The 26817-nt window shown below is 62.8% G+C and carries 27 protein-coding genes and 1 pseudogene; 11 read left to right on the top strand and 17 right to left on the bottom strand.

Annotation, left to right across the window (positions count from 1 at the left end):
- The first annotated feature begins 4 nt into the window (after positions 1 to 4).
- The 7 genes from hyi to HX792_RS22690 all read left to right on the top strand — a co-directional run bounded on the left by hyi (position 5) and on the right by HX792_RS22690 (position 7640).
- Positions 5 to 787, top strand: coding sequence for a hydroxypyruvate isomerase (gene hyi, locus HX792_RS22660; RefSeq protein ID WP_176998188.1), 783 nt, complete (start codon positions 5 to 7; stop codon positions 785 to 787).
- A gap of 165 nt (positions 788 to 952) precedes the next feature.
- Positions 953 to 1843 (top strand): 2-hydroxy-3-oxopropionate reductase, encoded by an 891-nt coding sequence (locus HX792_RS22665; RefSeq protein ID WP_071496242.1) that lies wholly within the window; start codon positions 953 to 955, stop codon positions 1841 to 1843.
- Positions 1844 to 1993: 150 nt separating this feature from the next.
- Complete coding sequence (locus HX792_RS22670; protein ID WP_176998189.1) at positions 1994 to 3274, top strand: glycerate kinase; 1281 nt, start codon at positions 1994 to 1996, stop codon at positions 3272 to 3274.
- Positions 3264 to 4679 carry a pyruvate kinase gene (pyk, locus tag HX792_RS22675; RefSeq protein WP_176998190.1) on the top strand — a complete coding sequence of 472 codons (1416 nt, stop codon included), beginning with the start codon at positions 3264 to 3266 and terminating at the stop codon, positions 4677 to 4679. Before HX792_RS22670 ends, pyk begins: the two co-directional genes overlap by 11 nt.
- Before the next feature lie 119 nt (positions 4680 to 4798).
- The gene (locus HX792_RS22680) at positions 4799 to 5674 is read left to right on the top strand and encodes an urea transporter (RefSeq protein ID WP_176998191.1); all 876 of its coding nucleotides are present in this window, start codon (positions 4799 to 4801) and stop codon (positions 5672 to 5674) included.
- Positions 5675 to 5705: 31 nt separating this feature from the next.
- Positions 5706 to 6530 carry an ion transporter gene (locus tag HX792_RS22685; RefSeq protein WP_176998192.1) on the top strand — a complete coding sequence of 275 codons (825 nt, stop codon included), beginning with the start codon at positions 5706 to 5708 and terminating at the stop codon, positions 6528 to 6530.
- Positions 6531 to 6635: 105 nt separating this feature from the next.
- Entirely contained in the window at positions 6636 to 7640 is a 1005-nt protein-coding gene (locus tag HX792_RS22690) for a sulfate ABC transporter substrate-binding protein (RefSeq protein ID WP_176998193.1), read from the top strand.
- 135 nt (positions 7641 to 7775) lie between these two features.
- Here the strand turns inward: HX792_RS22690 and HX792_RS22695 are convergent, their stop codons facing one another.
- Complete coding sequence (locus tag HX792_RS22695; RefSeq protein ID WP_176998194.1) at positions 7776 to 8390, bottom strand: DUF5666 domain-containing protein; 615 nt, start codon at positions 8388 to 8390, stop codon at positions 7776 to 7778.
- A gap of 178 nt (positions 8391 to 8568) precedes the next feature.
- Here HX792_RS22695 and HX792_RS22700 point away from each other — a divergent pair, with 178 nt between their 5' ends.
- On the top strand, positions 8569 to 9765 hold the full coding sequence (locus HX792_RS22700) for an MFS transporter (RefSeq protein WP_176998195.1): 1197 nt from the start codon (positions 8569 to 8571) through the stop codon (positions 9763 to 9765).
- A 291-nt stretch (positions 9766 to 10056) separates the two neighbouring features.
- Here the strand turns inward: HX792_RS22700 and HX792_RS22705 are convergent, their stop codons facing one another.
- On the bottom strand, positions 10057 to 11586 hold the full coding sequence (locus HX792_RS22705) for a M10 family metallopeptidase C-terminal domain-containing protein (RefSeq protein WP_176998196.1): 1530 nt from the start codon (positions 11584 to 11586) through the stop codon (positions 10057 to 10059).
- Between the two features lie 393 nt (positions 11587 to 11979).
- A pseudogene (locus tag HX792_RS22710) lies at positions 11980 to 12051 on the bottom strand (type II toxin-antitoxin system HicB family antitoxin); the annotation flags it as partial.
- Between the two features lie 144 nt (positions 12052 to 12195).
- Here HX792_RS22710 and HX792_RS22715 point away from each other — a divergent pair.
- A complete protein-coding gene (locus HX792_RS22715; protein ID WP_176998197.1) occupies positions 12196 to 12852 on the top strand; it encodes a peroxiredoxin-like family protein in 657 nt (218 codons plus the stop codon).
- Positions 12853 to 12866: 14 nt separating this feature from the next.
- The gene (locus HX792_RS22720) at positions 12867 to 13754 is read left to right on the top strand and encodes a LysR family transcriptional regulator (RefSeq protein WP_176998198.1); all 888 of its coding nucleotides are present in this window, start codon (positions 12867 to 12869) and stop codon (positions 13752 to 13754) included.
- 80 nt (positions 13755 to 13834) lie between these two features.
- Here HX792_RS22720 and phnP read toward each other — a convergent pair whose 3' ends face one another.
- From phnP to HX792_RS22790, 14 genes are all read right to left on the bottom strand, one after another.
- Complete coding sequence (gene phnP / locus HX792_RS22725) at positions 13835 to 14584, bottom strand: phosphonate metabolism protein PhnP (RefSeq protein WP_176998199.1); 750 nt, start codon at positions 14582 to 14584, stop codon at positions 13835 to 13837.
- The gene (gene phnN / locus HX792_RS22730) at positions 14575 to 15147 is read right to left on the bottom strand and encodes a phosphonate metabolism protein/1,5-bisphosphokinase (PRPP-forming) PhnN (protein WP_176998200.1); all 573 of its coding nucleotides are present in this window, start codon (positions 15145 to 15147) and stop codon (positions 14575 to 14577) included. The genes phnP and phnN overlap by 10 nt, the downstream gene beginning before the upstream one ends.
- Positions 15147 to 16292: an alpha-D-ribose 1-methylphosphonate 5-triphosphate diphosphatase gene (locus tag HX792_RS22735; protein WP_176998201.1), complete on the bottom strand. Its 1146-nt coding sequence runs from the start codon at positions 16290 to 16292 to the stop codon at positions 15147 to 15149. The genes phnN and HX792_RS22735 overlap by 1 nt, the downstream gene beginning before the upstream one ends.
- Positions 16282 to 17004, bottom strand: coding sequence for a phosphonate C-P lyase system protein PhnL (phnL, locus tag HX792_RS22740; protein ID WP_176998202.1), 723 nt, complete (start codon positions 17002 to 17004; stop codon positions 16282 to 16284). Before phnL ends, HX792_RS22735 begins: the two co-directional genes overlap by 11 nt.
- A complete protein-coding gene (phnK, locus tag HX792_RS22745; RefSeq protein ID WP_176998276.1) occupies positions 17001 to 17810 on the bottom strand; it encodes a phosphonate C-P lyase system protein PhnK in 810 nt (269 codons plus the stop codon). The genes phnL and phnK overlap by 4 nt, the downstream gene beginning before the upstream one ends.
- On the bottom strand, positions 17771 to 18613 hold the full coding sequence (locus HX792_RS22750) for an alpha-D-ribose 1-methylphosphonate 5-phosphate C-P-lyase PhnJ (RefSeq protein ID WP_176998203.1): 843 nt from the start codon (positions 18611 to 18613) through the stop codon (positions 17771 to 17773). Before HX792_RS22750 ends, phnK begins: the two co-directional genes overlap by 40 nt.
- Positions 18606 to 19682, bottom strand: coding sequence for a carbon-phosphorus lyase complex subunit PhnI (locus HX792_RS22755; protein WP_176998204.1), 1077 nt, complete (start codon positions 19680 to 19682; stop codon positions 18606 to 18608). The genes HX792_RS22750 and HX792_RS22755 overlap by 8 nt, the downstream gene beginning before the upstream one ends.
- The gene (gene phnH / locus HX792_RS22760; protein ID WP_176998205.1) at positions 19682 to 20272 is read right to left on the bottom strand and encodes a phosphonate C-P lyase system protein PhnH; all 591 of its coding nucleotides are present in this window, start codon (positions 20270 to 20272) and stop codon (positions 19682 to 19684) included. Before phnH ends, HX792_RS22755 begins: the two co-directional genes overlap by 1 nt.
- Entirely contained in the window at positions 20272 to 20709 is a 438-nt protein-coding gene (phnG, locus tag HX792_RS22765; RefSeq protein WP_176998206.1) for a phosphonate C-P lyase system protein PhnG, read from the bottom strand. Before phnG ends, phnH begins: the two co-directional genes overlap by 1 nt.
- Before the next feature lie 12 nt (positions 20710 to 20721).
- Positions 20722 to 21426 carry a phosphonate metabolism transcriptional regulator PhnF gene (gene phnF / locus HX792_RS22770; protein ID WP_176998207.1) on the bottom strand — a complete coding sequence of 235 codons (705 nt, stop codon included), beginning with the start codon at positions 21424 to 21426 and terminating at the stop codon, positions 20722 to 20724.
- 36 nt (positions 21427 to 21462) lie between these two features.
- Positions 21463 to 22245 carry a phosphonate ABC transporter, permease protein PhnE gene (gene phnE, locus HX792_RS22775; protein ID WP_017136208.1) on the bottom strand — a complete coding sequence of 261 codons (783 nt, stop codon included), beginning with the start codon at positions 22243 to 22245 and terminating at the stop codon, positions 21463 to 21465.
- A 110-nt stretch (positions 22246 to 22355) separates the two neighbouring features.
- Entirely contained in the window at positions 22356 to 23357 is a 1002-nt protein-coding gene (gene phnD / locus HX792_RS22780) for a phosphonate ABC transporter substrate-binding protein (protein WP_176998208.1), read from the bottom strand.
- Positions 23358 to 23389: 32 nt separating this feature from the next.
- Positions 23390 to 24223 carry a phosphonate ABC transporter ATP-binding protein gene (phnC, locus tag HX792_RS22785; RefSeq protein ID WP_176998209.1) on the bottom strand — a complete coding sequence of 278 codons (834 nt, stop codon included), beginning with the start codon at positions 24221 to 24223 and terminating at the stop codon, positions 23390 to 23392.
- Between the two features lie 239 nt (positions 24224 to 24462).
- Positions 24463 to 25371: a LysR family transcriptional regulator gene (locus HX792_RS22790; protein WP_176998210.1), complete on the bottom strand. Its 909-nt coding sequence runs from the start codon at positions 25369 to 25371 to the stop codon at positions 24463 to 24465.
- A gap of 110 nt (positions 25372 to 25481) precedes the next feature.
- On the opposite strand from HX792_RS22790, the gene HX792_RS22795 reads away from it, so the two are divergent.
- Complete coding sequence (locus HX792_RS22795) at positions 25482 to 26669, top strand: MFS transporter (protein WP_256349882.1); 1188 nt, start codon at positions 25482 to 25484, stop codon at positions 26667 to 26669.
- Positions 26670 to 26817: the final 148 nt, after the last annotated feature.

Consider the following 26817-nt stretch of genomic DNA (forward strand, 5'->3'; position numbering starts at 1 on the left):
CCCTATGCCGCGCTTTGCTGCCAACCTGTCCATGCTGTTTACCGAGCAGGACTTTCTCGCCCGTTTCAAAGCGGCCGCCGATGCGGGCTTCCAGGGTGTGGAATACCTGTTCCCCTACGAGTTCAGCTCTGCCGAGATCAAGGCACAGCTGGACGCCAATGGCCTGACCCAAGTGCTCTTCAACCTGCCGGCCGGTGACTGGGCCAAGGGCGAACGCGGCCTGGCCTGCCACCCAGACCGGGTCGAAGAGTTCCGTGCCGGGGTCAAGCTGGCCATCGCCTACGCCCAGGTACTGGGCAACACCCAGGTCAACTGCCTGGCAGGTATCCGGCCACAGGGCGTTGACGATGAAACCGTCGAAAAGACCTTCGTCGCCAACCTCAAGTACGCCGCCGAGAAGCTGCAGGCGGCGGGGATCAAGCTGGTGATGGAGATGATCAACACCCGCGATATCCCAGGCTTCTACCTGAACAACACGGCGCAGGCCCTGTCGATTCGCGAGCAGGTGGGCAGCGCCAACCTGTTCCTGCAATACGACATCTACCACATGCAAATCATGGAAGGCGACCTGGCCCGCACCATGGCCACCCACCTGGATGACATCAACCACATCCAGCTGGCGGACAACCCAGGGCGCAACGAGCCGGGCACCGGTGAGATCAACTACCGCTTCCTGTTCGAACACCTGGACCGCATCGGCTACACCGGTTGGGTCGGCTGTGAATACAAGCCGCTGACCACCACCGAAGCAGGCCTGGGCTGGCTCAAAACCCACAACGCGATCTAGAAGAACAAACACAAAACAAAATGTGGGAGCTGGCTTGCCTGCGATGCAGGCACCGCGGTGTTTCAGGCATAGCCAGTTGATGCCATCGCAGGCAAGCCAGCTCCCACATTGGGCCTGAGGCGTTTGGCAGGTCGCGACATACCGAATAACAAGAGGATTTTGATCATGGCTAAAATCGGATTCATCGGCACCGGCATCATGGGCCAACCCATGGCCGCCAACCTGCAGAAAGCAGGTCACCAACTGTTTCTCTCCGAACACCACGGCAAGGCGCCGCAAGCCTTGATCGACGCCGGTGCCGTGGCCCTGGCCAACCCGCAACAGGTCGCCCAGGAAGCCGAGTTCATCATCGTGATGGTGCCGGACACCCCACAGGTCGACGACGTGCTGTTCCGCAAAGACGGCGTGGCCGCAGGCCTGTCGCCAAACAAGGTCGTGATCGACATGAGTTCGATCTCGCCCACCGCCACCAAGGCGTTTGCTGCCAAGATCAATGAGACCGGCGCGCAGTACCTGGACGCGCCCGTGTCCGGTGGTGAAGTGGGCGCCAAGGCCGGCACCCTGAGCATCATGATCGGCGGCGAGCCGCAGACCTTCGAACGCGCCCTGCCGCTGTTCCAGGCCATGGGCAAGAACATCACCCTGGTGGGCGGCAACGGTGACGGCCAGACCGCCAAGGTCGCCAACCAGATCATCGTTGCGCTGAACATCCAGGCGGTGGCCGAAGCGCTGCTGTTCGCCTCCAAGAACGGCGCCGACCCGGCCAAGGTGCGTGAAGCGCTGATGGGCGGTTTTGCTTCGTCGAAGATCCTCGAAGTGCACGGCGAGCGCATGATCAAGGGCACCTTCGACCCGGGCTTCCGCATCAACCTGCACCAGAAGGATTTGAACCTGGCCCTGGCCGGCGCCAAGGAGCTGGGGATCAACCTGCCCAACACCGCCGGCACCCAGCAAGTGTTCAGCACCTGCACCGCGATTGGCGGCGGCAACTGGGACCACTCGGCGCTGATCAAGGGGCTGGAGCATATGGCGAATTTCTCGATTCGCGATAAATAACCCCGTCACACCCCCACCTGTAGGAGCCGGCTTGCCGGCGATGGGGCCCGCTGCATGTTGCACAAGGCTTGAGGCCGCCATCGCCGGCAAGCCGGGCTCCTACAGGGTTTCATCGTATGTCCAATAATAAGAACCCCCGGGAGCCCGCTTATGTCGGTCGATCCGCAACACCTGCTTCGCGAGCTGTTTGCCACAGCCATCGACGCCGCCCACCCCCGGCAAGTCCTTGAACCTTATCTGCCTGCCGACCGCAGCGGCCGTGTGATCGTGATCGGCGCCGGCAAGGCTGCCGCGGCCATGGCCCTCGTCGTGGAAAACTGCTGGCAGGGCGAAGTCAGCGGCCTTGTCGTCACCCGCTACGGCCACGGCGCCCCGTGCAAAAAAATCGAAGTGGTCGAAGCCGCGCACCCGGTGCCCGATGCGGCCGGCCTGGCCGTGGCCAAGCGCGTGCTGGAACTGATCAGCAACCTCACCGAAGACGATCGGGTGATCTTCCTGCTCTCCGGTGGCGGCTCGGCGCTGCTTGCCCTGCCCGCCGAAGGCATCACCCTGGCCGACAAGCAAGCCATCAACAAAGCCCTGCTCAAATCCGGCGCGACCATTGGCGAGATGAATTGCGTGCGCAAGCACCTCTCGGCGATCAAGGGTGGCCGGCTGGCCAAGGCCGCGTGGCCGGCCACGGTGTACACCTACGCGATTTCCGATGTGCCGGGCGACCAGGCCACGGTGATTGCCTCCGGCCCCACCGTTGGCGACCCGAGCACCTCGGCACAAGCCTTGGCGATCCTCAAACGCTACAGCATCGACGCCCCCGCCTCGGTGCGCAGCTGGCTGCAGAACCCGGCCTCGGAAACCGTCAAACCCGGCGACCCGGTGCTCGCGCGCAGCCACTTCCAGTTGATCGCCCGCCCGCAGCAATCGCTGGAAGCGGTGGCGGTCAAAGTCCGCCAGGCCGGCTTCAGTCCGCTGATCCTCGGCGACCTGGAAGGCGAAGCCCGCGACGTGGCCAAGGTGCATGCCGGCATTGCGCGGCAGATCGTGCAGCACGGCCAGCCGCTGGCGGCGCCGTGCGTGATTCTGTCGGGCGGTGAAACCACCGTTACGGTGCGTGGCAATGGCCGTGGCGGGCGCAACGCCGAGTTCCTGTTGAGCCTCACCGACAGCCTCAAGGGCTTGCCGGGCGTGTACGCCCTGGCCGGTGACACCGACGGCATCGACGGCTCCGAAGACAACGCCGGCGCGATCATGACGCCGTGCAGCTATTCGCGCGCCGAAACCCTCGGCCTGTCGGCCAGTGATGAGCTGGATAACAACAACGGCTACGGCTATTTCGCGGCCCTCGACGGGCTGATCGTCACCGAGCCGACGCGCACCAACGTCAACGACTTCCGCGCCATTCTGATCCTTGGGAACCCGACACATGACGCCTGACAAGAAGGTCAAGATCCTCGCCACCCTCGGCCCGGCCACCGACGGCATCGATGACATCCGCGAGCTGGTGGAAGCCGGGGTGAACATCTTCCGCCTCAACTTCAGCCACGGCGACCATGCCGACCACGCGCAGCGCTACCAGTGGATCCGCCAGGTGGAGCGCCAGCTCAATTACCCGCTGGGTATCCTGATGGACCTGCAAGGGCCGAAGCTGCGCGTCGGGCGTTTTGCCGAAGGCAAGGTGCAACTGGTGCGCGGCCAGGCACTGCGCCTGGACCTGGACCCAACGCCGGGCGACCAGTGCCGGGTCAACCTGCCTCACCCGGAAATCATCGCGGCGCTGGAACCCGGCATGGACCTGCTGCTGGATGACGGCAAGCTGCGCCTGCGGGTCATCACCAAACATGCCGACGCCATCGACACCACGGTGCTCAATGGCGGCGAGCTGTCGGACCGCAAAGGCGTGAATGTGCCGCAAGCGCTGCTGGAACTCAGCCCACTGACCGCCAAGGACCGGCGCGACCTGAGCTTCGGCCTGGAACTGGGCGTGGACTGGGTGGCGCTGTCGTTTGTGCAACGCCCGGAAGACATCCGCGAGGCCCGCGAGCTGATCGGCGACAAGGCCTTCCTGATGGCCAAGATCGAGAAGCCTTCGGCCGTGCAACGCCTGCAGGAAATTGCTGAGCTGAGCGATGCGATCATGGTGGCCAGAGGCGACCTGGGCGTGGAAGTGCCCGCCGAGAGCGTGCCGCAGATCCAGAAAGACATCATCAGCACCTGCCGCCAACTGGGCAAACCGGTGGTGGTGGCGACGCAGATGCTCGAGTCCATGCGCTTCTCCCCGGCCCCGACCCGGGCCGAGGTCACTGATGTGGCCAACGCCGTGGCCGAAGGCGCCGATGCGGTGATGTTGTCAGCGGAAACCGCCTCGGGGGAGTACCCGCTGGAAGCCGTGCAGATGATGAGCAAGATCATCCGCCAAGTGGAAAACGGCCCGGACTACCAGACCCAACTGGACGTGAGCCGGCCCAAGGCCGAGGCCACGGTGTCGGACGCCATCAGCTGCGCGATCCGGCGCATCAGCAGCATCCTGCCGGTGGCGGTGCTGGTGAACTACAGCGAGTCGGGCAGCTCCAGCCTGCGTGCCGCACGGGAACGGCCGGTGGCGCCGATCCTCAACCTCACACCGAACCTGTCGACGGCGCGGCGTTTGAGCGTGGCGTGGGGCGTGCATTCGGTGGTCAACGACCGGTTGCGCCAGGTGGATGAGGTGTGTTCCACGGCGCTGGAGATCGCCCAGGCCCAAGGGATGGCGCAGCGCGGGGATACGTTGGTGATCACGGCGGGGGTGCCGTTTGGGCAGCCGGGGTCGACCAACTCGCTGCGTATCGAGACATTGATCTAGCGCCTGTTCGGGCCTCATCGCGGGCAAGCCCGCTCCCACATTTGACTGTATTCACAGATCAAAAGGTGGGAGCTGGCTTGCCTGCGATAAGGGCAACTCGGTCTAACTGACTTCCTCACATGCACAACCACACCTGCCCCGACTGGGCCGAAGCCCTGCTCAATGGCTTCAGCCAGATATTCCTGCAGCGCCAGCCGCTGTGCGGCCTGCTGTGCCTGCTGGCGATCCTGATCGGCGCCCCGGCCTTGCTTGGCGGCGCGCTGCTGGGCGGTGTGGCCGGTTTGCTCACGGCCCAGCGCCGGGGTTACCCCAAGGCCGAGCGCCAGGCCGGGCTGTATAGCTATAACGGTGTGCTGCTGGGCTTGTTGATCAGCCAGCACTTCGCCTGGTCGGCGCTGTTGCCCCCGCTGATCCTGGCGTGCGGCGGGCTTTCGGCGATGCTGACGCGACAATGGTTGAAGCATGCGGCCCAGCCGGATGACCTGCCTGCCTACACCGCGCCCTTTGTCGGGCTGGGCTGGCTGTTGCTGGGGCCCGGCGCGCCCAGCGCATTCGCCCTCACCGAACCCGACACCCTGGCGGTGGTTGCCGCGCCCTTCACCGGGCTTGCGCAAGTCATGTTGCTGGACCAACCCTTGGCCGGCGCCCTGATTGCACTCGGCCTGTTGCTTGCCAATCGTCGAGCCGCCTTGTGGGCCTTGGCCGGTGCCAGCATCGGCGTGCTGGTCGCCCTGTGGCTGGACGAACCTGCCAGCGCCCTTCTCGGCCTGCACAGCTACAACCCCGCACTGGCTGCGCTGGCCCTGAGTCAGACACGCCGGCAGCCCTGGCTGCCACTGCTCGGCATTGCCCTGGCGATCCTGCTCACACCTGGCTTTACCGCGCTGCACCTGCCCGCGCTGACCGCGCCGTTCATTCTCGCCTGCTGGCTGGTGCGCGCTGGCGCCCGGATGCTGCGCAAACCCCGCATGGACAGCCCCTTCGAATCCCCCTAGGCTTGCTCGATATTCGATTCAGGCGGGATTTATGGACAGCAACAACGACTGGCGCCAGCGGCTCTACGTCATGATTTTCCAGAGTGACACCACTGCCGGGCGGCGCTTTGACGGCATTCTGTTGCTGATCATCCTCGCCAGCCTGGTGATCGTGATGCTCGACAGCATCGACCAGATCCACCAGAACTACGCCGATGTGCTGGCCTACATCGAGTGGGGCTTCACCCTCGTCTTCCTGATCGAATACGGGCTGCGGCTGTACTGCTCGCCCAAGCCATTGCGCTACGCCTTCAGTTTTTATGGCTTGGTGGACTTGCTCGCCATCGTGCCCGGCATCCTCGCGTTGTATTACAGCGACGCGCAGTACCTGTTGATCATCCGCATCATCCGCATGCTGCGCATCTTCCGCGTGCTCAAGCTCAGCCCGTACCTCAAGCAGGCCAACTACCTGATGGCGGCGCTGCGGGGCAGCAAGCAGAAGATCGTGGTGTTCCTGCTGAGCGTGTGCACCCTGGTAACCGTGTTCGGCACTCTGATGTATGTGATCGAAGGCCCGGAGCACGGGTTTACCAGCATTCCCAAGGGCATCTACTGGGCCATCGTGACCCTGACCACCGTGGGCTTTGGCGACATCGTGCCGAAGACGCCGCTGGGCCAGGTGATTTCGTCGCTGGTGATGATCACCGGTTACTCGATCATTGCTGTGCCCACCGGGATTTTTTCCGCTGAACTGGCGAGTGCCATGCGCGGCGAACAGCTGCAACACGACTGCCCAGTGTGCAAGAAGGACAGCCATGAACCCAACGCCGCGTTCTGCTCCCGCTGTGGGAATAATCTTTTCAAGAAACTGGAATAAGCAAAGAGCGTTTTAATCTTTAAACGTCTATGCGGTGCCCGTTATAGTCGATGGCAAATTGCCCCCACTCAAGACACAACCTTCTCGAACAACAAGGAATGAGCAGTGAAAAAACTCGTTAGCGCCTCTCTCCTGGCCGCCGGCCTTGCCCTGGCGGGCGCCGTCCAGGCTGCCCCCGTCACACTGCTCAACGTCTCCTACGACGTGATGCGCGACTTCTACAAGGACTACAACGCCGCCTTCCAGAAACACTGGGAAGCCGAGCACCCGGACGACAAGCTGACCCTGCAGATGTCCTTTGGCGGCTCCAGCAAACAAGCGCGCTCGGTGATAGACGGCCTGCCGGCTGACGTGATCACCATGAACATGGCCACCGACATCAACGCCCTGGCCGACAACGGCAAGCTGGTGCCGGACAACTGGGTCACCCGCCTGCCGAACAACAGCGCGCCGTTCACCTCCGCCACCGTGTTCATCGTGCGCAAAGGCAACCCGAAGGCCCTGAAAGACTGGCCGGATTTGTTGAAAGATGGCGTGCAGGTGATCGTGCCTAACCCGAAGACCTCGGGTAACGGCCGATACACCTATCTGTCGGCGTGGGGCTACGTGCTCAAGAACGGCGGCGACGAAAACAAGGCCAAGGCCTTCGTCGGCAAGCTGTTCAAGCAAGCGCCTGTGCTGGACACCGGTGGCCGTGCCGCCACCACCACGTTCATGACCAACCAGATCGGCGACGTGCTGGTGACCTTCGAGAACGAAGCCGAAATGATCGCCCGTGAATTCGGCCGTGATCAGTTCGAAGTGATCTACCCAAGCGTGTCTGCCGAAGCGGAGCCGCCGGTGTCGGTGGTCGACAAAGTGGTCGAGAAGAAAGGCACCCGCGCTGCCGCCGAGGACTACCTGAAGTACCTGTGGTCGCCAGAAGGCCAGGAAATCGCCGCCAACAATTACCTGCGCCCACGTGACGCGAAAGTGCTGGCCAAGTACACCGACCGCTTCCCGAAAGTCGAGTTCTTGTCGGTCGAGAAGACCTTTGGCGACTGGCGCACCGTGCAGAAAACCCACTTCAATGACGGTGGGGTGTTTGACCAGATCTATAACGGTCAGTAAACCGCTCTAGCTGAAAAATGCAATCCCATGTGGGAGCTGGCTTGCCTGCGATAGCATCACCTCGGTACTGCTGATAAACCGAGGTGTCCGCATCGCAGGCAAGCCAGCTCCCACATTTGGTTTTGTATTTGGCAGTTACATCGGTGGGGTTACGCCGTCCTTGCCCGCCGAGATGGCCTGGGCCGTCACCGTGCCGTCCGGCCCTTTCGCGGCAAACAACACCACCTTCACCCCCACCTTGAGCAAGCTGCGATCCCCCGGCTCCAGGTTCACGATCGGCACGTCCTCCGGCACCACGATCTTCTGCTCACCGCCCTTGTACTTCACGGTCAACGTGCGGCCGTTGCTCACCACCAGGTCACCGACGGTGCCGTTGGTCATGCTGCTGCCTTCTTTCAAATCGAACGCACGATGCCCGTCGCCAGTGCCGGCCATGGCCGGTGGGAACACGTGCACTTCCAACGCCGTCAGGGTGCCGTCGGCATTGGGCATGGCAGCGGAGCCGATGTAGCTGCCGGGCTTGATTTCATCGATCTTGGCCAGCGTAACGGCGCGTACCTGGGTGTCTTTGGTGAGGTGCACGGTGACGTCTTCGCCACTGTTGACCTTGACGTGGATCGCGTCGCCGTCGACCGCCGTGATGGCGCCGCGCACGCCCACACGCGGGGCTTCGGCGGCGTTGGCCAGGCCAATCGCCATGGCGGCGGCAAGGGTTGAGGCCAGGATCATCTTGTTCAGTGTGATTTTCATGAAGGTGGATTTCCTGTTTCGGCAGTTGTGGCTGAATGTATCATTGCCGTTCGACCCGAAAGTTAACGATTCAGTCATTAATTTGCGGCATGAGTGTTATCACTGCCAGCGGCCTACTGCCCACAGGGCGATGTCTTTACTCTTCCACGCCCTCTTCCTTCGCTTTTATGAGAACACCATGAACGCTACCTCACACGCTACAACCACCATGACCCGCGGGATGGTCATGCTGTTTGCGTTCTGCTGCGGCGCCATCGTTGCCAACATCTACTACGCGCAACCGATTATCGAGCTGATCGCGCCGGACATCGGCCTGACCCCGGCGATGGCCAGCCTGATTGTGTCGCTGACCCAGATCGGCTACGCCCTGGGCCTGTTTTTCCTGGTGCCGTTGGGTGACCTGCTGGAAAACCGCAAGCTGATGATCACCACCACCGTGGTGGCCATCGCCAGCCTGTTGAGCGCCGCGTTCACCGAGCAGCCGAACCTGTTCCTGCTGGTGTCGTTGCTGATCGGCTTCAGTTCGGTGTCGGTGCAGATCCTGATTCCGTTGGCCGCGCACCTGGCGCCCGCCGAATCCCGTGGCCGGGTGGTTGGCAGCATCATGGGCGGCCTGTTGCTGGGCATCCTGCTGGCACGGCCGGTGTCCAGCGTGGTGGCGGACCACTTTGGCTGGCGCGCGATGTTCATGGCAGCCGCCGCCCTGATGGCGTTTATCAGTGTTGTCTTGCTGCTGACCATCCCCAAGCGCCAGCCCGACCACAGCGCCAGCTACGCGCAACTCTTGCGTTCGCTGGGCACCCTGCTGGTGCGCCAACCGCTGCTGCGTCAACGGGCGTTCTACCAGGGCTGCATGTTCGCTACGTTTAGCCTGTTCTGGACCGCCGCCCCCTTGGAATTGGCACGTAACCACGGCCTGAGCCAAAGCGAAATCGCGTTGTTCGCCCTGGTCGGTGCCCTGGGTGCCATTGCCGCGCCCATCGCCGGCCGCCTGGCCGACGCCGGCCACACTCACCGCGCCTCATTGCTGGCGATGCTGTTTGCCGCGTTGAGCTTCCTGCCGGCGTTCGTTCACCCGCTGTACAGCGTGATTGGCCTGGCCGTCACCGGCGTGGTGCTGGACTTCTGCGTGCAGATGAACATGGTGCTCGGCCAGCGTGCCATCTACGCCCTCGACGCCAACAGCCGCAGCCGCCTGAACGCGCTGTACATGACCAGCATCTTCATCGGCGGCGCCTTCGGCTCGGCGATTGCCAGCAGCGTGTATGAACACGGTGGCTGGCTGGGGGTGATGCTGGTGGGCAGTGCGTTCCCGCTGGTGGCGTTGTTGCGCTTTTTGAGTGCTTCTCGTGCCCCTTCAGTAGCAACGGCCTGAGGTAATTGGCGTCCCGTGCCAAAGCCGCCCGCCAAACATGACGGGCGGCGCTCCGGACCTTAGCTCAATTGAGTGCAGCTCGCATCGCCAGGACGGCCGGTGAAGTAGCCACCTGCGTACAGGCCAGTTTTGTCAGTGCCACTGACAAAGTCCGAAACCAGCTCAGGCGGCTTTGGCGCAGAATTTGCGGCGTTCTAGATAAAAATATCCGCCCCGCCCCTACCTTCAAGCTCGCCCGCTTCAGCCCCGCCCTGGAGGCGCTTGCCGACCTGGTTACCGATCGGGGTGTCCTCACCGGAACCACCCGAAAAGCCAGTTCGCGAAGCGCGAGACCCCAGACATAATCTGTCTGCCCACCCGCTCCAGCAGCCCGGGGCGGGGCCCTGGAACCGGGAGGGGATCCGGTTCAGTCGTGGAGTCAGGCGCGGGCTCCGGTTCAGGTTCTGGAGTGGGCTCAACCGTCGGTTTGAGCGTGGGAACGGCCACCACAGGCACGCCTTCCCCACTCCAGATCACATCCGCCTGTTTGATTTGACCCTGGCTTGTGATCAACAGGTCAGCCGTACCGTTGCCCTTGGTATCCACAGACAGTGTGAAGCGTCCGGTTGCCGCGTCATGGCCGAGCACAGCGTCGCCCGCGCGCCCACTGAGGGCATTAGAGAAATTCAACGACGTAAGACCCGCCTCTCGAAGTACGCCGGCCACATCGATTCTGTCGCTACCGCTGGTGAAGTCCTGGATAAAATCAGGTGCCTGCGGTGTTGAATCGCTGACTCGGTCGTACACGAACGTGTCGGCGCCTGCTCCGCCGTGCAACGTGTCCCGGCCGCCTCCACCCTTCAAACGGTTATTGGCGTGATTACCCGTCAACGAATCGTTACCTGAACCCCCAACGGCGTTCTCCACAATCACGCCTTTGGCGATCGACACATTCCCCCGCAGCCCCCCGACATCCGAAAACACTTCAGGCTTGAGGTTGATGTTTTGTTTATTGGCAAAGCCGGAAAAATCCAGGGTGTCCTCGCCACCGCCATCCCAGACACTGAACACGGGTTTGTCGCGGGCGCTCTTGAGGCTGTAGTGATCACGCCCGGTGTTGGAGTTGAACCCATAAACTGTGTTGGTACTACGAGTGCCCTTATTTGCCCCGTACAGGCGCTGGAGGGCCGCAATATCGTCAATCATGGGAGCAGCCGGATGCTGCTGGTTGAAGTCATGCCCCGGTTGTTTACGTTCCGACCAATAGCTCATGACACTTCGGGCCTTGGTGTCCTGTGCATAATCAGCATGGAACTCGTAACTTCCACTGCCGTTATAACGGCCCGGATGTTCCATGCCCAGGGTGTGCCCTAACTCATGGGCCATCAAGGACAGGAATTGGCTGCCCACTTCAGGATTGGGGCCCGCGCCTCCTGTGCCTACATTTGCCGTTACGTTCGATCGGTATCGGTTGGGAAAGTCTGCATAGCCCGACCAGAAGCCCGGCACGCCTCTGATAACAATGGCCCCATCCACATGGCCACCGTTTTCGATAAAAGAAATATTGGCGACGTCGGCATAAGACTTCAATGCCTGCCGGGCACGCGCTTTCTGATCCGCAGTAAAACTGCCAGAAAAACTAAAGCCCACCACAACTTTACTGTCTTGATTTCGATCATGAAACTTGAAACCACCTCGCGTTATATGTTTAGCCGCCTGATCGGTGTTAAATGACTTCTTATTGCCTGGCCATCGGAAAGCACCGTTATCAAACATTGACAACTGAGCGTCCGACGAGGGCGCAGGAGGTTGCTGGGAAGATTGCCTGACAGGAATATGCATGACGATTAATACTCTGGGCAGTGAAGAGTAATCCGTCCCTGTGGGTGAAATATAAACGCTGACTAATCCGTTGTCAGGTCAACAAAACTCCCAAATTAAGCATCTCTTCGCCACCCCTATTGTTTTGCGATAGCGCTTAATAAACACACCCGTAAAAAAAACACATAACATCTATTAGCAAGCTTGCCCGCTCGACACATTAAAGTTGATAGATACTTGATTTCCCTAAAGAAAAACCCTGCAAACAACATACTTATTTCAATCAGAATCTTAATTTAAAACATCAGGAAACCAACCAAACAGACCTGAACAAAATCAGACAAAAATACCGCTCTCATCCGACAGCCATCTCTTCAGCCGTTCACATTACTGCCCAGCCATGGCCTGGCTACATTAGGAGCGCACCAATTTTTCCAGGGCCGCGTCCGCCAGGAATGACGAGCGGCTTTTGACGTTGTGCTCGCGATTGTTTTGCCGAATGCTCACCCTACCCCAACGGTTATTCCAACCTGGCATAGAGCCTATGCCCCCCACCCCGCTTCCGCGCCTCTCCTGCGGCGCTCATCATTCTCTCCAGCCAACCGGCTCATCTCCCGAGGGAATATCTCTATGACACTTCAAGCCACACTGGATGCCTTCCGCGCCGACTTCAAAGCCGGCAAGCCACCGTTCAACGCGCCTGCGCATATTCACCCGATCATGGAACGTGCCACCGCCGAGCTGATCGCTTCCGGCGCTGCACAACGGGCGCTGAAAGTGGGCGACAAGGCGCCGCTGTTCAGCCTCAAAAACGCCGATGGCGAGCTGGTGTCTTCAGCACAACTGCTGGCAAAAGGGCCGCTGGTGCTGACGTTCTACCGGGGCGTGTGGTGCCCTTACTGCAACATGGAATTGGAGGCGCTCCAGGCCTTCTTGCCGACGCTCAAAGCGACCGGGGCGCAACTGGTGGCGGTGTCGCCGCAGACGGCGGCCAACAGCCGCAAGTCCACGCGCATTACCGAGCTGGAATTTCCGATCCTCAGCGATCCCCACAATGACGTCGCCGCGGCCTTCGGCCTGCGCTTTGAACTGCCGGACTACCTGATCGAGCTCTATAAAGGTTTCGGCAACAACCTGCCGCTGATCAATGACGATCCCTCGTGGACCCTGCCCATGCCCGCGCGCTATGTGATCGGTCAGGACGGTGTGATCCGTTACGCCGAGGTCAACCCGGATTACACTCAACGCCCAGAACCGTCGGACATGCTCGACGCCATCAAACGGTAACCAGAGGACATCCGATGGACCGCCTCACCGCCATGGAAACCTTTGTCCACGTGGTCGAAACCGGCTCGTTCTCGGCGGCCGCCAAACGCCTGAGCATCGGTCAACCGGCCGTCTCCAAAAGCATTGCGCAGTTGGAGGCGCGCCTGGCGGTGCGGTTGCTGTTGCGCTCCACCCGGGGCCTGACGCCCACCGAAGCCGGGCTGGCCTACTTCGAGCGCGCCAAGCACGCGATCGATGAGATCAACCACACCGAGGACATTGCCCGCAGCGTGGGTGCCGGGCTGTCGGGCAACCTGCGTGTGAGTGCCGGCGTGACGCTCTCACGCCTGCACATCATTCCCCACCTGGCGCCGTTCCTGGAGCAGCACCCCGGCCTGAACATCGACGTGATGCTCGACGACCGCCTGCTCAATCTTGTGGAAGAAGGCATCGACGTCGCCCTGCGCATCGGCAACCTGAGCGACTCCAGCCTCACGGCGCGACGCATCAGCCAGAGCCCCGCAAGAATCTTCGGTACGCCGGCGTATTTCGCGCGTTACGGCGAGCCCCAAAGCCCCGCCGATCTTCTCAACCACCAAGCCGTGATCTATAGCCTGGGGCAGAGTGCGTGCTGGCCGTTCAAACAGGGCGAGCACGAACACCCCATCGTCGCGCACGGCCGCCTGCGCGTGACCTCCTCCGAAGGCATACGCGCCGGCGTGCTCGCCCACCACGGCCTGGCGATGACAGCGGAATGGATGTTCACCCCGGAGATTGCCAGCGGCGAAGTCAGGGCCGTGCTGACGGACTGGGAATTGCCACCCCGGGATTTATGGGCGGTGCTGCCTACCGGCCGGTTGGCGAGTGCCAAGGCGCGGGCGTTTGTGGATTATGTAGAAGGCTTGCTGGCGTCGCCCAAATGAATCCCCCGGTGGTCTGTGCGAAATGTGTTGCCTGGTCTACCGCTATCGCTGGCAAGCCAGCTCCCACAGGGGATCGCGGGTTAGAGGATACGGCCGTCCCAACCGACGGTGACGTGGCGCGGCAGCGTTGAGCGGTGCTGCACCAACCACGCATCCAGCGTGTGCCCCACATGGGTCAGCACGCCGAGTTTCGCACCGGTCTGCTCGATGCTCTGCAACGCCAGCGTCAGGTCATTGTGGTTACGCGGCGCCTGCGGCTGGGGCGGCATGGAGCAGTCCAGCACCAGCACGTCCAGCGGTTCGCGTTGCAACCAGGCCAGTGTGTCTGGCGGCAGGCCGACCGTGTCGGTGAGGTAGGCGATGCGCCGCCCTTGCCCCTCCAGCAGGTAACCCAGGGTCAACTTGGAATGCTCCAGCGGCAACGCCGTCACCGTCAGCTCAGCAAACTGCCGCGTTTCGAACGCGGCAAAGGGTTGGCTGAAGTCCAAAATGCCCGGGTGTTTGTAGAGGTCGGATAACCCCTCCGGGTCCGCCGGGCCATGCACCGGAATCACCAGCCCTTGCCCCCAGCGCAAATGCAGCAGGCCCTGGGCGTGATCAGCATGGTAGTGGGTCTGGAAAATCCCGTTGAAACTGCGCGGCGGGAAACGTTCGGTGAGGTCGGGCAAGCCGCTGTCGATCAACCAGCGCTGGTCGCCACATTCAATCAACGCGCTGCACGGTCGACGGCGCAGGCTGGCATCCTGGCGGGCCAGGGTGCAGGCCACGCACTCGCAGCCATACACCGGGACTTGCCGCGCATCGCCGGTGCCCAGCAAGGTCAGGCGCATGCCGAATGCCCGTGGTTCAGGCAGCACAGCAGGCGCTCGACGCTGTGCTCCAGCGGCCCGGAGTTGTCCAGCACGAACAAACCCGCGCCATGGCCGGCGATCAGCTCGGCAGTGAAACGGGCATTGCGCGCCAGGCGCGCTTCGATATCCGCCAGCGACTCACGCCCCCGTGCGATCAAACGCTGGCGCAACACTGCCTGGTCAACCGTCAGCAGCAGCACCAGCGACGTCGGGTAGCGCGCGCGGGTCTGACCCAGGTGCGCCCGCGAACCGTTGACCAGCACGTCCTCCCCCGCCGCCAGCCAATCGTCGATCTCACGCGGTATGCCATAGGACAACCCATTGGCGTGCCAGCTGAGGGCAAACGCGCCCTCGGCCTGCATCGCGGCAAACTGCTCCGGGCTCACACCCTGTGCCGCCTCACCTACCGCTTCCGCCGAGCGGGTGATGACGCGGCGCACGATGCGGCAACCGCGCTCGGCCAAACGCGGGCGGGCGGCATCCAGCAGGCTGTCCTTGCCCGAACCGGATGGCCCGATGAGATAGATCAACCTGCCTGCCATCAAAACACCCTCTTCGCTTGCCGCCACACTTGTTGCACCACCGGCAGCCCTTCACGGCTACGGGCCTGGACCAGGTCGGCGCGCAGGCCGATGGCAATTTCACCACGATCCGCCAGGCCCGCCGCTTGCGCTGGTGCCAGGCTGATCATCTTGACTGCTCGCGACAGGTCGCCGCCGTCCTGCTGGTCGGCCAGCACAAACGCCGCCTGCAACAGGCTGGCCGGGTAATAGTCGCTGGAAAGTATATCCAGCAATCCCTCGGCCGCCAGGCCGGCGGCGGCCACATTACCCGAGTGCGACCCACCGCGCACCACGTTCGGCGCGCCCATCAAGACTTTCATGTTCAGCGCCTGGCAGCCCTTCGCCGCTTCCAGCGTGGTGGGGAATTCGGCGATGGTCATGCCGTAGCCTGCCGACTCCTCGACATGGGCCAGCGTCGCATCGTCATGGCTGGCCACCGACAGGCCGCGCTCCAGGCAATGCGCAACAATCGCCGCACGATAACGGTCGCTGTACTCCCGGGAGTTGGCCATCTGCAACACGATGAACGCGTCCATGGTTTCGTCGTTCAGGTGGTACTTGCCCATGTAGTACTCACGGTACTTGGATTCCAGCACGAACTGGCGCTGGCCCGGCGAGTGGTCCATCACCGAGACCAGGCGCACCAACGGGTTTTCCACCAGGTCGCGGAACACGCTGAGGGTATCCGGGTGGCACAGCTCGCAGCGCAGGTGCAGATGATGCTCGGCGCGGGTCAAGCCAGCGTCTTCCGCCGATGCGATGGCGTCGAGCATCGCCGGCAGTTTTTTCATGCGGTTGCCCTTGGGGTTCACATCGCCGATGGACACCGCATCGAACACCGTGGTGATCCCCGCCGCGATGATCTGCGCGTCATGGCTGAGCACGGCCGAGATCGACGGCCAGTCCACACCGGGGCGCGGGGTCATGTGTTTTTCCAGGTTGTCGGTGTGCAATTCCACCAGCCCCGGCAGCAGGAAATCGCCCTCCAGGTTCTGGGCCTGGGGCAACTGGCTGCGCCCTTCGGCGATATCGACAATCTTGCCGCCACGCAACACCACCGTGCCCAGGAACATGCGATCGGCCGTGACGATCTGGGCATTACTGAGGATCTGTTCAGCGGGCATGGGCGTATTCCTCTTGGGCAACAGGTGTTGGGGTCATGTCGAAATGGCGGTCGGCAACCGCCTCACGGGCGGCGCGGTCGTGGAAGATGCCAATCAGCGCCGCGCCGGCCGCCTTGGCTTCGTTCATCAGTTCCAGCACCACCTGGCGGTTGTTGTCGTCCAGGGACGCGGTGGGTTCATCGAGCAGCATTACCGGCCAGGCCACCATGAAGCCGCGGGCGATGTTGACGCGCTGTTGCTCGCCCCCGGAGAAGGTGCCGGGCGCCAGTTGCCACAGGCGTTGCGGAATGTTGAGGCGGGTCAGCAGGTGTTCGGCGCGTGACTGCGCATTGGCTTTGGACCAGCCGCGCGCCAGGGCCGGCTCCATCACCACGTCCAGGCAAGCCACCCGTGGGATCACCCGCAGGAATTGGCTGACGTAACCCAGGGTCTGCTGGCGCACCTGCAAAATGTCACGCGGCTCGGCGCCGACCAGCTCCAGCCACTCGCCGGCATGGCGTACACGAATGCTGCCACCGGCCGGCAGGTAGTTAGCGTACAGCGTGCGCAGCAAGGTGCTTTTGCCGGCACCGGACTGGCCGTGCAGCACCAGGCATTCACCGCCCTGCACGCTGAACTCGACGCCGCGCAGCACATTGAGCACCACGCCGTGTTGCTGGTGCAGGGTGAAGGTTTTCGAGAGGTCACGGACCTCGATCAGAGCATTCGTCATGGCTGCAATACCGAAGACACCAGCAGTTGAGAGTAAGGGTGCTGTGGATCGTCGAGGATCTGGTCGGTGAGCCCGGTTTCCACCACGCGGGAGCGACGCATCACCATCAAGCGGTCGGCCAGCAAACGCGCGACGGCCAGGTCGTGGGTGACGATCACCACCGCCAAATCCAGCTCACGCACCAGGCCACGCAGCAGGTCGAGCAAACGCGCCTGCACCGACACGTCCAGGCCGCCAGTCGGTTCGTCCATGAACACAAGACGCGGGCTCGACACCAGGTTGCGGGCGATCTGCAGGCGCTGCTGCATGCCGCCCGAAAAGGTGCGTGGCAAGTCGTCGATGCGCTGCGGGTCGATTTCCACCTGGCTCAGCCAATCAAGACCGGCACCGCGCAGTTGCTCGTAATTGCGCACGCCCTGGGCCATCAGGCGCTCGCCGATGTTCGCCCCGGCCGACACGCCCATGCGCAAACCGTCACGAGGGTTCTGCTCGACAAAACCCCATTCGGTGCGCAACAACGTACGGCGTTCGGCTTCACTGGCGCTGTACAAGTCCAGCCATTCGCCGTCCTTGCTGCGGTAGCCAATCGAACCTGCTTGCGGCGGCAGGCGACCGCTCAGCAGCGAGAGCAACGTGGACTTGCCCGAGCCGGACTCGCCGACGATGCCCAGCACCTCACCGGGGTACAGATCGAAACTCACGCCCTGGCAACCCTTCTCCGGGCCGTACAACAGGGACAGGTCACGCACTTGCAATAACGGCTGGCTCACTGGTTGTTCTCCTTCACACGTTGCGCGCAGTACCAAGTGTCGGAACACACAAAACTCTGGGTTCCTGCATCGTCGAGAATCAGCTCATCGAGGAACGATTCATGGCTGCCGCAGATGGCGCAGTTGTGTTGCCACTTCTGCACGTCGAAGGGGTGGTCTTCAAAGTCCAGGCTGGTGACCTCGGTGTAAGGCGGCACGGCGTACAAGCGCTTTTCACGGCCCGCGCCGAACAGCATCAGCGCCGGGCTCATGTCGAGCTTGGGGTTGTCGAATTTGGGGATCGGCGACGGGTCCATCACGTAGCGCTCGTCGACCATCACCGGGTAGGCATAGCTGGTGGCGATATGGCCGAAGGTGGCGATGTCTTCGTAGAGCTTGACGTGCATCACCCCGTAATCGTTGAGCGCGTGCATGGTGCGAGTCTCGGTTTCCGACGGTTCGATAAAGCGCAGCGGCTCGGGGATCGGCACCTGGTAGACCATGATCTGTCCGGCCTGCAGGGGCGTTTCCGGGATGCGGTGGCGGGTCTGGATCACCGTGGCTTCGGGCGTGGCTTCGGTGGTGGCGATGCCGGCCGTGCGCGCAAAAAAGCGGCGGATCGACACGGCGTTGGTGGTGTCGTCGGCGCCTTGGTCGATGACCTTGAGCACGTCATCCTCACCCAGGATTGCAGCGGTCAATTGCATGCCGCCCGTGCCCCAGCCGTAAGGCAAGGGCATTTCGCGGCCACCGAACGGCACCTGGTAACCGGGGATCGCCACCGCCTTGAGCAAGGCGCGACGGATCATTCGCTTGGTCTGTTCGTCGAGGTAGGCGAAGTTGTAGGCGGCGTCATTCATGGCTCGAACCCTCGGCTGGTTGGCGCAGTTTGCGGATCAGTTCCAGTTCGGACTGGAAGTCCACGTAGTGCGGTAATTTGAGGTGCGACACAAAACCGGCCGCCTCGACGTTGTCGCAGTGGGCCAGCACGAACTCTTCACGCTGGGCCGGCGACACCACCTCTTCGTTGTATTCGCCGGCGCGCAGCGAGCGGTCCACCAGCGCCATGCCCATGGCCTTGCGCTCGGCATGCCCGAACGCCAACCCGTAGCCGCGCGTGAACTGCGCCAGCTCCGTGGCCGAGCCGACGAACTGGTTGACCATCTCGCACTCGGTCACTTCGATGCTGCCCAGGCAAATGGGAAAACCCAGCTCTTCCGGGTCGATCCACACTTCCACGTCACCGATGCGAATCTCGCCGGCAAACGGGTGGTTGCGGCCGTAGCCACGTTGGGTCGAATACCCCAGCGCCAACAGGAACCCTTCGTCGCCACGGGCCAGCGCTTGCAGGCGCTCGGCACGGCTGGCCGGGTATTCCAGCGGGTCGCGGGTGATGTCGGCGACGCTGGCGTTGTCGTCGGTTTCATTCTTGATCAGGCCTTCCTTGGCAAGCAGGCCGAGCACCCGTGGGCAGGCGTCGATGCGTGCTTCGGGCGTGGTCTGCGGGCCTGGGTATTCACCTTCGGCCAACAGCGCAAAATCCAGCAGGCGGTGGGTGTAGTCGAACGTGGGGCCGAGCAGTTGGCCGCCCGGCACGTCCTTGAAAGTCGCCGACAACCGCCGGCTCAACAGCATCTGCGAGGTGTCGATCGGCAGGCTCGGGCTGAAGCGCGGCAGCGTGGTGCGGTAGGCGCGCAGCAGAAAGATCGCTTCCACCAGGTCCCCCGCCGCTTGCTTGATCGCCAGCGCGGCAAGTTCTTCGTCGAACAGCGAGCCTTCGGTCATCACCCGCGCCACGGCCAACGGCAGTTGCTCGCGGATCTGGCTCACGCTCAGTTCGGGAATCGCGGTGTCGCCCCGGCGTTTTTTAGCAAGCAGGCGGTGGGCATTGTCGATGGCCTGTTCGCCACCTTTGACGGCTACGTACATCAGGTGCGCTCCTCTGCGATACGGCTGCTGCGCGGCAGGCCGATCAAGTGGTGGCCAGCGGCAAACAGCACGTCCAGGCCACGGGGGAAGGCTTCGCGGCGCTGGCGTTCCAGCCAGAACGCCTGGGGCACCGGCAGGTGCACCTGGCGCTGGGCCTTGATGCCCGGGCCACGCCACAACAGGCCGCGCCCGGACTCCAGGTCAGTGAGCTGCACGAGCAAGGTGCAGGACTGGTCGGGGTAGCGGTCGTTGCCGTGGTCGAAGCCACCGAGGTCGAGCAGGTCGGGCTCACCGAGCAAGGCGAACACCGCGTCTTCGCGGTTGGCGGTGAACGGGCAGCCGCAGTGGAAGGCCATGTTGGCGCGGATCAGCGGCGTGTCGAAGCTCGGCGCCAGCCACAGCGGTGTGTCCACATCCAGCAAAGCCAGGCACAGGGCGTAGGTGGCGGGTGCCAGGCCATCGAGGTGGGGCGCAGACGCCAGGTGCTGGATCAGGCCGGGTTCGGCCAGGGCCTTGAGGGCCGCGCGAAAACCGCGCTGGGCGTCCAGCACCGGGTCGACGAAGGCCGGTTGCAACAGTTGCGCATTCATCAGTTTTCTCCTCGCACGAGGGTGAAGAACTCGACCTTGGTGGCAGCGGTATCGGCTTCCTTTTGCGTACGGCGACTGGCCTGGGCATTGGCCAGCGCGGTGATCAGGTCGCTGAGCCAGATGCTCGGCTGGCTGCCTTGCAGGTGGGCATCGGCCAGGGCCGCCAGTTCGGCATGCACCTTGTCGCGCCCGGCCAGGTAGCTGTAGCCGGTACGGCCATCGGCCAGGCGCACCACGCAGCGGGTCACGCTCATCTCGCCGACGTTGAACGGCGCACCGTCGCCGCCCATGCGGCCGCGCACCAGGGTCATGCCGACTTCGGGGGCGCGGATCAGGTGGTACTCGACGTCTTTCAACGCCGCTTCATGGGGTTGCAGTTCACTGAGCCGGGCGCGGGCTAACACGCCGATCCAATGCTGACGCGGGGACAAACTCATCACGGTCTCCATTCAGGTCACCACTTGGTACTGGAAGCGATCCGAGCGGCTGGTGGACTGCGCCAGCTCCACCGGGCGGCCGTCGCGATCGCGGGAAAGGGTAAACACGGTGAGGGCCGGCAAGTGCCGAGGCATCATCAGCAGCGCGGCTTCATCACGGTTGGGCAAACGCGCACCAATCAGGCTTTGGGTGCGGGTCAGCGGCAGGTCACGTTCACGCAGGTATTGGCGCAGGGAGCCGCCGTTGTAGTCAGCCAGCAACGGCGCACGGCTGGCGCAGTAGCGATGGCGGATCAGGCTGACGGGCTGGTGGTCGAGCTTGCGCAAGGTCTGCAGTTCGATCATCGGCGCCATTTCGGCGATGCCCAGTTGCAGCGCCTCATCACGGCTGGCGTAGCAGTAGCGGCGCTTGAGCAACACCGCCTGCACACCCACGCCCTGGGCCGACAGCGACTGGCTGTAGGACGTCTCGGCACCCATCGGGTAGATCAGCGGGCGGTCGAGCACCTGGGTGCCCTTGCCCTGGCGGCGCAACAGGCTGCCTTCAAACACCAGCTCGTCGATGGCACGGCGCAGGGTGTGGCGATTGACGCCAAACCGCTCGGCCATGTGCACCTCGCCGGGCAGGAAGTCACCGGCGCTGTAGCTGCTCAGTTCACGGCGCAGGATATCCGCGAGTTCGCGGTACACCGGCTCTTCTTGTCTAGACAACTGCATGCTTAAAAAAAGCGCCCTGCGGGCACCCCTCCGGCGTCAGATGAACTGCTTGCGCAGGCGTTGGGACAGCACGTCGATACAGCTCACCACCACGATGATCACCAGCAGCACCGCGCAGGTTTGTACGAACTGGAAGGCGCGGATGTTTTCCCAGAGGATCACGCCGATCCCGCCCGCCCCGACCATGCCCACCACCGTGGCCGAACGCACGTTGGCCTCGAAGCGGTACAGCGCGTAGCTCACCCACAGCGGCATCACTTGGGGGATCACGCCGTAGATCACTTCCTGCAAGGCACTGGCGCCAGTCGCCCGCACCCCTTCAACCGGGCCTGGGTCGATGGCTTCGACGGCTTCGGCAAACAGCTTGGCGAGCACGCCGGTGGTGCTGATCCACAAGGCCAGAACACCGGCAAAAGGACCAAGGCCCACGGCGACCACGAACAACATGGCGAACACCATTTCGTTGATGGAACGGAAGGCATCCATCACCCGGCGCAGCGGTTGGTGGACCCACCAGGGGGTGATGTTGTCGGCGCAGAGAATGCCCAGCGGCACCGAGCAGACAATCGCCAGCACCGTGCCCCAGAGGGCGATCTGCACGGTGACGATCATCTCCTTGAGGTAGGAGCGCCATTCGTGGAAGTCCGGTGGGAAGAAGTCGGCGGCGAAGGTCGCCATGTTTCCGGAATCGCGGTACAGCGCCAGCGGGTTCATTTCCGCGCCGTGCCAGGCCCAGGCCAGCAGGACCAGGAACAGGCCCCAGCCGAGGTATTGGGGCCAGGTGCGTTTGCCCACTGCTTCTGCATGCAAAGTTGTCATGGTTGTCCTCGATCTAAATGTGGGAGCTGGCTTGCCTGCGATAGCGGTCTGTCAGGTACAAATGTGTTGCCGACACACCGCATTCGCGGGCAAGCCCGCTCCCACAGGGGTTAGCCGTTTGCTGCAGTTTTCTTGTCGAGCTCAGAGATGCGCTGTTGCAGCTTGGCCAGGTCAGCATCGATGTCGGCGAGCTTCTTGGCTTTGTCGGCAGCTTCGAGGTGGTCATCGGCGCTGATGATCGTGCGCTGCTTGAACAACTCCAGCTGACGGATCGGCAACAACTGGTCGTCGCTCGACGGCAGGAATTTGCCCAACTGCATGTTCTTGAGCACCGCCTTCTCTTCATCGGTGTCGCCGTAGTGGGCGAAGAAGTCGCGGATCTTGGTCTTCTCGCTGTCGCTCAGGGCCTTGCTCCACACCATCGGGTCAGCCGGAATCAGTGGTGATTTCCAGATCACTTTGAGCATGGCGGCCTTGTCTGGCTGGGTGACTTCCAGGCGGTCCCAGCTTTCGGTGTTGAAGGTGGCCACATCCAACTGCCCCTTGGCCACGCTCAAGGCGTTGACTTCATGGCTGGAGTTGAGGGTGCGCTTGAAGGCGGTGGCGGCGTCGACGTTGTTCTTGGCGAACACGTAGTAACCCGGTACCAGGTAGCCCGACGTGGAGTTCGGGTCACCGTTGCCGAAGGTCAGGTTCTTGGCGTTCTTGAGCATGTCGTCGACGTTGTTGATCGGGCTGTCCTTGCGCACGATCAGCACGCTCCAGTAGCCGGCAGCGCCGTTGGCGGCGGCGGTCTGGGCGAAGATCTCGCCGTTGGAGCGGTCCACCGCTTCCATCGCCGCCTTGTTGCCCAGCCAGGCCACGTCGACCTTGTTGAAGCGCATGCCCTGGATCAGGCCGGCGTAGTCGGAGGCGAAGGTGGCGTTGATGGTCAGGCCGGTCTTCTTGTGCATGTCATCCAAAAACGGCTGCCAGATACTCTTGAGGTTCTGCGAAGACTCGGTGGACATGATGCCGAAGTTGATGGCCTTGTCCGCCGCATAGGCATTGCCCATCGCGACACTGGCCAATAAGGCGGCAGACAAAAACACTTGGCCGATACGGTTGAACATGGAAGGCATTCCTGTGGGTCGTGAGTAGGGTTTCAAGCGCGTGCCAGGGCCAGCCGAGGCGTGGCGGCGGTGGCGCGGGACTGGTCGGAAAACATCAGGCTGGTGTCGACATCGGCACCGTACAAATCATTGAGGAAGTGGCTGCTCATGGCGCTGCCCTGCCCGTCGAAATGAATGCGCCCGCCCTTGAGCGCCACGGCACGCGGGCAATAACGCACGGCGTAATCGACTTGATGCAGGGTCACTACCACGGTCTTGCCGTCGCGGCGGTTGATGTCGGCGAGGATCTCCATGACCTTGCGCGCCGACTCCGGGTCCAGCGAGGCGATCGGCTCATCGGCGAGGATCACTTCGGCGCGCTGGGTCAATGCACGGGCAATCGCCACGCGCTGCTGCTGGCCGCCGGACAAGGTGGAGGCACGCTGCTCGGCCAGGTCGGCGAGGCCCACGCGGGCCAGGGATTCGAGGGCAAACGCCTTCTCTTCGGCATTGAACAGGCCGAGGTTGCCACGCCAGCGCGGCATGCGCCCCAGACAGCCGAGCAGCACGTTGTCGAGCACGCTCAAGCGGTTGACCAGGTTGAACTGCTGGAAGATGTAGCCGATGTCCGCGCGCAACCGCCGTACCTTGCCGTTCAACCGTCCGCTGGCCTGCACCTCCCGGCCCAGCACCTTGACGCTGCCACCATTGCTCTTGTCGCAGCACGCCAGGCCCGCCAAGTGGCGCAGCAGCGTGGACTTGCCGGAACCGGAAGCGCCGATCAGCGCGACCATCTCACCGGCATCAATGGTGAGTTCGAGGTCGACCAGTGCGGATTTCTTCGCAAAGGTCTTGTTCAAGTGATCGACATGGATAGCGTGAGTCATGGGCTTCTCTGTCTTGTTTGAACAGCCAAAGGTGGCTGCGGTTGAGTTCAAACGACAGTAGGCGCGGGCTGTGTCAGCCCTATGACTTGCACATGACTGCAGGGGGTCGGTTCGATGAAGCTTTTATGAAAGGTTGAAAGGTCACCGCAGCCCGCTGTAGGAGCTGGCTTGCCAGCGATAGCGGTGGGTCAGCCACGCGGTTGCCAGCAGGTCTGCCGTCATCGCCGGCAAGCCGGCTCCTACAGGGGTTTTGCGTTGGCTTCGCGAGCGCGCAGTTTCGGGGTGACGAAGTCCAGGAATGCGCGCACTTTTAATGGCAACGGGGCCTGGCCTTTGTGCACCAGGCTGATGGGCAATGCTGTTGATTCGAAGGGCTGCAGCACCACCTGCAAATCACCCTTTTGCAGCGCATCCGCCACTTGATACGACAACACCCGAATCATGCCGACGCCCAGCGTCGCCGCTGCAATCGCCGCTTCCGCCGTGTTCACCGACAGCCGAGAATGCACGGGCACAGTCTGTTCTGATTTGCCGCTTCCAAATACCCAGGCGCCCACCGAGGCGAGCACGTCGAAGGTGATGCAACTGTAATCCGCCAGATCCTGTGGCTTGGCCGGTTCACCGTGAGCGTGCAGATAGTGGGGGCTGGCACACACCACGCGCCGCACCGTGCCCACGGGCACCGCCTTGAGCGAGCTGTCGGGCAGCTCACCGATGCGCACGGCCACGTCGCACTGCTCTTCCATCAAATGCACCACGCGGTCGGTGAGCATCAGGTTGACGCTGATCTCGGGGTACTGCGCCAGAAATTCCGCCACCACCGGCACGATGTGCAGGCGCCCGAAGACGATGGGCGCGGTCACCACCAACTCGCCTTTGGGCTGCGCGTATTCGCCGGCGGCCGCGCGTTCGGCTTCGCCGATCTCTTCGAGAATGCGCCGGCAGGCCGTCAGGTAGGAAGCCCCTACGTCGGTCAACGACAGTTGCCGCGTGGTGCGGTGCAGCAGTCGTGATTTCAGATGAGCCTCCAGCTCCGCCACCTTGCGGCTGACGGTGGCCAGGGGCATGTCGAGCTGGCGAGCGGCGGCCGACAAGCTGCCCGCTTCCACCACGGCGACAAACACGGACATCGACTCAAGACGGTTCATGGCGCCCTATCAAATTCTGGGAGGATGATTCCCGATCCTAGGGGATTATCGACATAAACGCGACTGCGTAAGGTTGGCCACTCTTTCCCTGCAACCCTATGGAGCGCGCCATGAGCACAGCCGAGAGTCACCCGCCGCGAGGCAAGATCATCATGATGGCGGTGATCGCCGGCGCGGTGGTCACCAACATTTATTGCACTCAACCGGTGTTGCCGCTGATTGCTTCGGACATGGGCGTGGCGGTGTCGACGGTCAATCTGGTGGCGGGTGCGGCCTTGCTGGGCTTTGCCACCGGGCTGGCCCTGTTACTGCCGATGGGCGACCGCTTCGACCGACGCAAGCTGGTGCTGGGGCAAATTGCGCTGGCGTTCTGTTTTGCCCTCGCGGCGGCGTTTGCGCCGAGTATCTGGGCGTTGATCGGCGCGTCGTTCGGCCTGGGCGTGGTGTGCTGCGTGCCACAACACCTGGTGCCGTTCGCGGCGGTGATGTCCCAGCCCCACGAACGCGGACGCAACGTGGGCACGGTGGTCAGCGGGATCATGCTCGGGATTCTGCTGGGTCGTACGATCAGCGGCGTGGTGGGCGAGGCCTACGGCTGGCGCGCGGTGTATGCGATGGAAGCGGCGTTCATGATCCCGGTGTGGTGTATCGCAGCCAGGTTGCTGCCGCCGGGCGTGCCAAGCAGCAACCTGTCCTACCCTCGCCTGCTGGCTTCGTTGTGGCCATTGATGCGCGACAACCGCCCTATCCGCCAATCGATGATGGTGCAGGCGCTGTTGTGGGCATGCTTCAACGCGTTCTGGGTGAACCTGGCGGGGTTGCTGGCCAACGGGCCGTGGCACCTGGGCAGTGCGTGGGCCGGGGCGTTCGGGATTATCGGCGCGGTGGGGGCGTTTGCAGCTTCCTACGGCGGCCGGGCGGCGGACAAGCTCGGTTGCCGCACGGTGATTGGTGCCAGCGTCGGCATTGTGACATTGGCCTTTTTGTTGCTGGCGGGGGCGCAAGCGTCGCTGATCTTGCTGGTACTGGGGGTGATTGTGTTGGATATCGGCGTGCAGGCGGGGTTGGTGGCGAACCAGACCCGGGCGTTTGCGGTGGACCCGAAGGCCCAGGGGCGGATCAACAGTTTGTACATGACGGCCACCTTTGTGGGTGGGGCGTTTGGCGCGACGGTGAGTGGCGGGCTGATGGCGCAGTTTGGCTGGGTGGGGGTGGTGGAGTTGGGGGTTGTGCTGGGGGTGCTTGCGGGATGTATCCATTGGCTGGGTGCGCCGCGCAGGGCTCAAGAGCTGGCATAAATCCCGGATCAAATGGAGATCAAAACTGTGGGAGCGGGCTTGCTCGCGAATGCGGTGTATCAGTCAACCTATTCAGTGCCTGACACTCTGCCTTCGCGGGCAAGCCCGCTCCCACATTTGATCTCCAGTGTTTGAGAGATTGGATTTC

The organism is Pseudomonas sp. B6002 (genome assembly GCF_013385985.1).
Lineage (GTDB): Bacteria > Pseudomonadota > Gammaproteobacteria > Pseudomonadales > Pseudomonadaceae > Aquipseudomonas.

Bases quoted from the DNA above. Each gene is read 5' to 3' on its own strand.
- hyi (WP_176998188.1), top strand. From the start codon at position 5: ATGCCGCGCTTTGCTGCCAACCTGTCCATGCTGTTTACCGAGCAGGAC.
- HX792_RS22665 (WP_071496242.1), top strand. From the start codon at position 953: ATGGCTAAAATCGGATTCATCGGCACCGGCATCATGGGCCAACCCATG.
- HX792_RS22670 (WP_176998189.1), top strand. From the start codon at position 1,994: ATGTCGGTCGATCCGCAACACCTGCTTCGCGAGCTGTTTGCCACAGCC.
- pyk (WP_176998190.1), top strand. From the start codon at position 3,264: ATGACGCCTGACAAGAAGGTCAAGATCCTCGCCACCCTCGGCCCGGCC.
- HX792_RS22680 (WP_176998191.1), top strand. From the start codon at position 4,799: ATGCACAACCACACCTGCCCCGACTGGGCCGAAGCCCTGCTCAATGGC.
- HX792_RS22685 (WP_176998192.1), top strand. From the start codon at position 5,706: ATGGACAGCAACAACGACTGGCGCCAGCGGCTCTACGTCATGATTTTC.
- HX792_RS22695 (WP_176998194.1), bottom strand. From the start codon at position 8,390: ATGAAAATCACACTGAACAAGATGATCCTGGCCTCAACCCTTGCCGCC.
- HX792_RS22700 (WP_176998195.1), top strand. From the start codon at position 8,569: ATGAACGCTACCTCACACGCTACAACCACCATGACCCGCGGGATGGTC.
- HX792_RS22705 (WP_176998196.1), bottom strand. From the start codon at position 11,586: ATGCATATTCCTGTCAGGCAATCTTCCCAGCAACCTCCTGCGCCCTCG.
- HX792_RS22715 (WP_176998197.1), top strand. From the start codon at position 12,196: ATGACACTTCAAGCCACACTGGATGCCTTCCGCGCCGACTTCAAAGCC.
- HX792_RS22720 (WP_176998198.1), top strand. From the start codon at position 12,867: ATGGACCGCCTCACCGCCATGGAAACCTTTGTCCACGTGGTCGAAACC.
- phnP (WP_176998199.1), bottom strand. From the start codon at position 14,584: ATGCGCCTGACCTTGCTGGGCACCGGCGATGCGCGGCAAGTCCCGGTG.
- phnN (WP_176998200.1), bottom strand. From the start codon at position 15,147: ATGGCAGGCAGGTTGATCTATCTCATCGGGCCATCCGGTTCGGGCAAG.
- HX792_RS22735 (WP_176998201.1), bottom strand. From the start codon at position 16,292: ATGCCCGCTGAACAGATCCTCAGTAATGCCCAGATCGTCACGGCCGAT.
- phnL (WP_176998202.1), bottom strand. From the start codon at position 17,004: ATGACGAATGCTCTGATCGAGGTCCGTGACCTCTCGAAAACCTTCACC.
- HX792_RS22750 (WP_176998203.1), bottom strand. From the start codon at position 18,613: ATGAATGACGCCGCCTACAACTTCGCCTACCTCGACGAACAGACCAAG.
- HX792_RS22755 (WP_176998204.1), bottom strand. From the start codon at position 19,682: ATGTACGTAGCCGTCAAAGGTGGCGAACAGGCCATCGACAATGCCCAC.
- phnH (WP_176998205.1), bottom strand. From the start codon at position 20,272: ATGAATGCGCAACTGTTGCAACCGGCCTTCGTCGACCCGGTGCTGGAC.
- phnG (WP_176998206.1), bottom strand. From the start codon at position 20,709: ATGAGTTTGTCCCCGCGTCAGCATTGGATCGGCGTGTTAGCCCGCGCC.
- phnF (WP_176998207.1), bottom strand. From the start codon at position 21,426: ATGCAGTTGTCTAGACAAGAAGAGCCGGTGTACCGCGAACTCGCGGAT.
- phnE (WP_017136208.1), bottom strand. From the start codon at position 22,245: ATGACAACTTTGCATGCAGAAGCAGTGGGCAAACGCACCTGGCCCCAA.
- phnD (WP_176998208.1), bottom strand. From the start codon at position 23,357: ATGTTCAACCGTATCGGCCAAGTGTTTTTGTCTGCCGCCTTATTGGCC.
- phnC (WP_176998209.1), bottom strand. From the start codon at position 24,223: ATGACTCACGCTATCCATGTCGATCACTTGAACAAGACCTTTGCGAAG.
- HX792_RS22790 (WP_176998210.1), bottom strand. From the start codon at position 25,371: ATGAACCGTCTTGAGTCGATGTCCGTGTTTGTCGCCGTGGTGGAAGCG.
- HX792_RS22795 (WP_256349882.1), top strand. From the start codon at position 25,482: ATGAGCACAGCCGAGAGTCACCCGCCGCGAGGCAAGATCATCATGATG.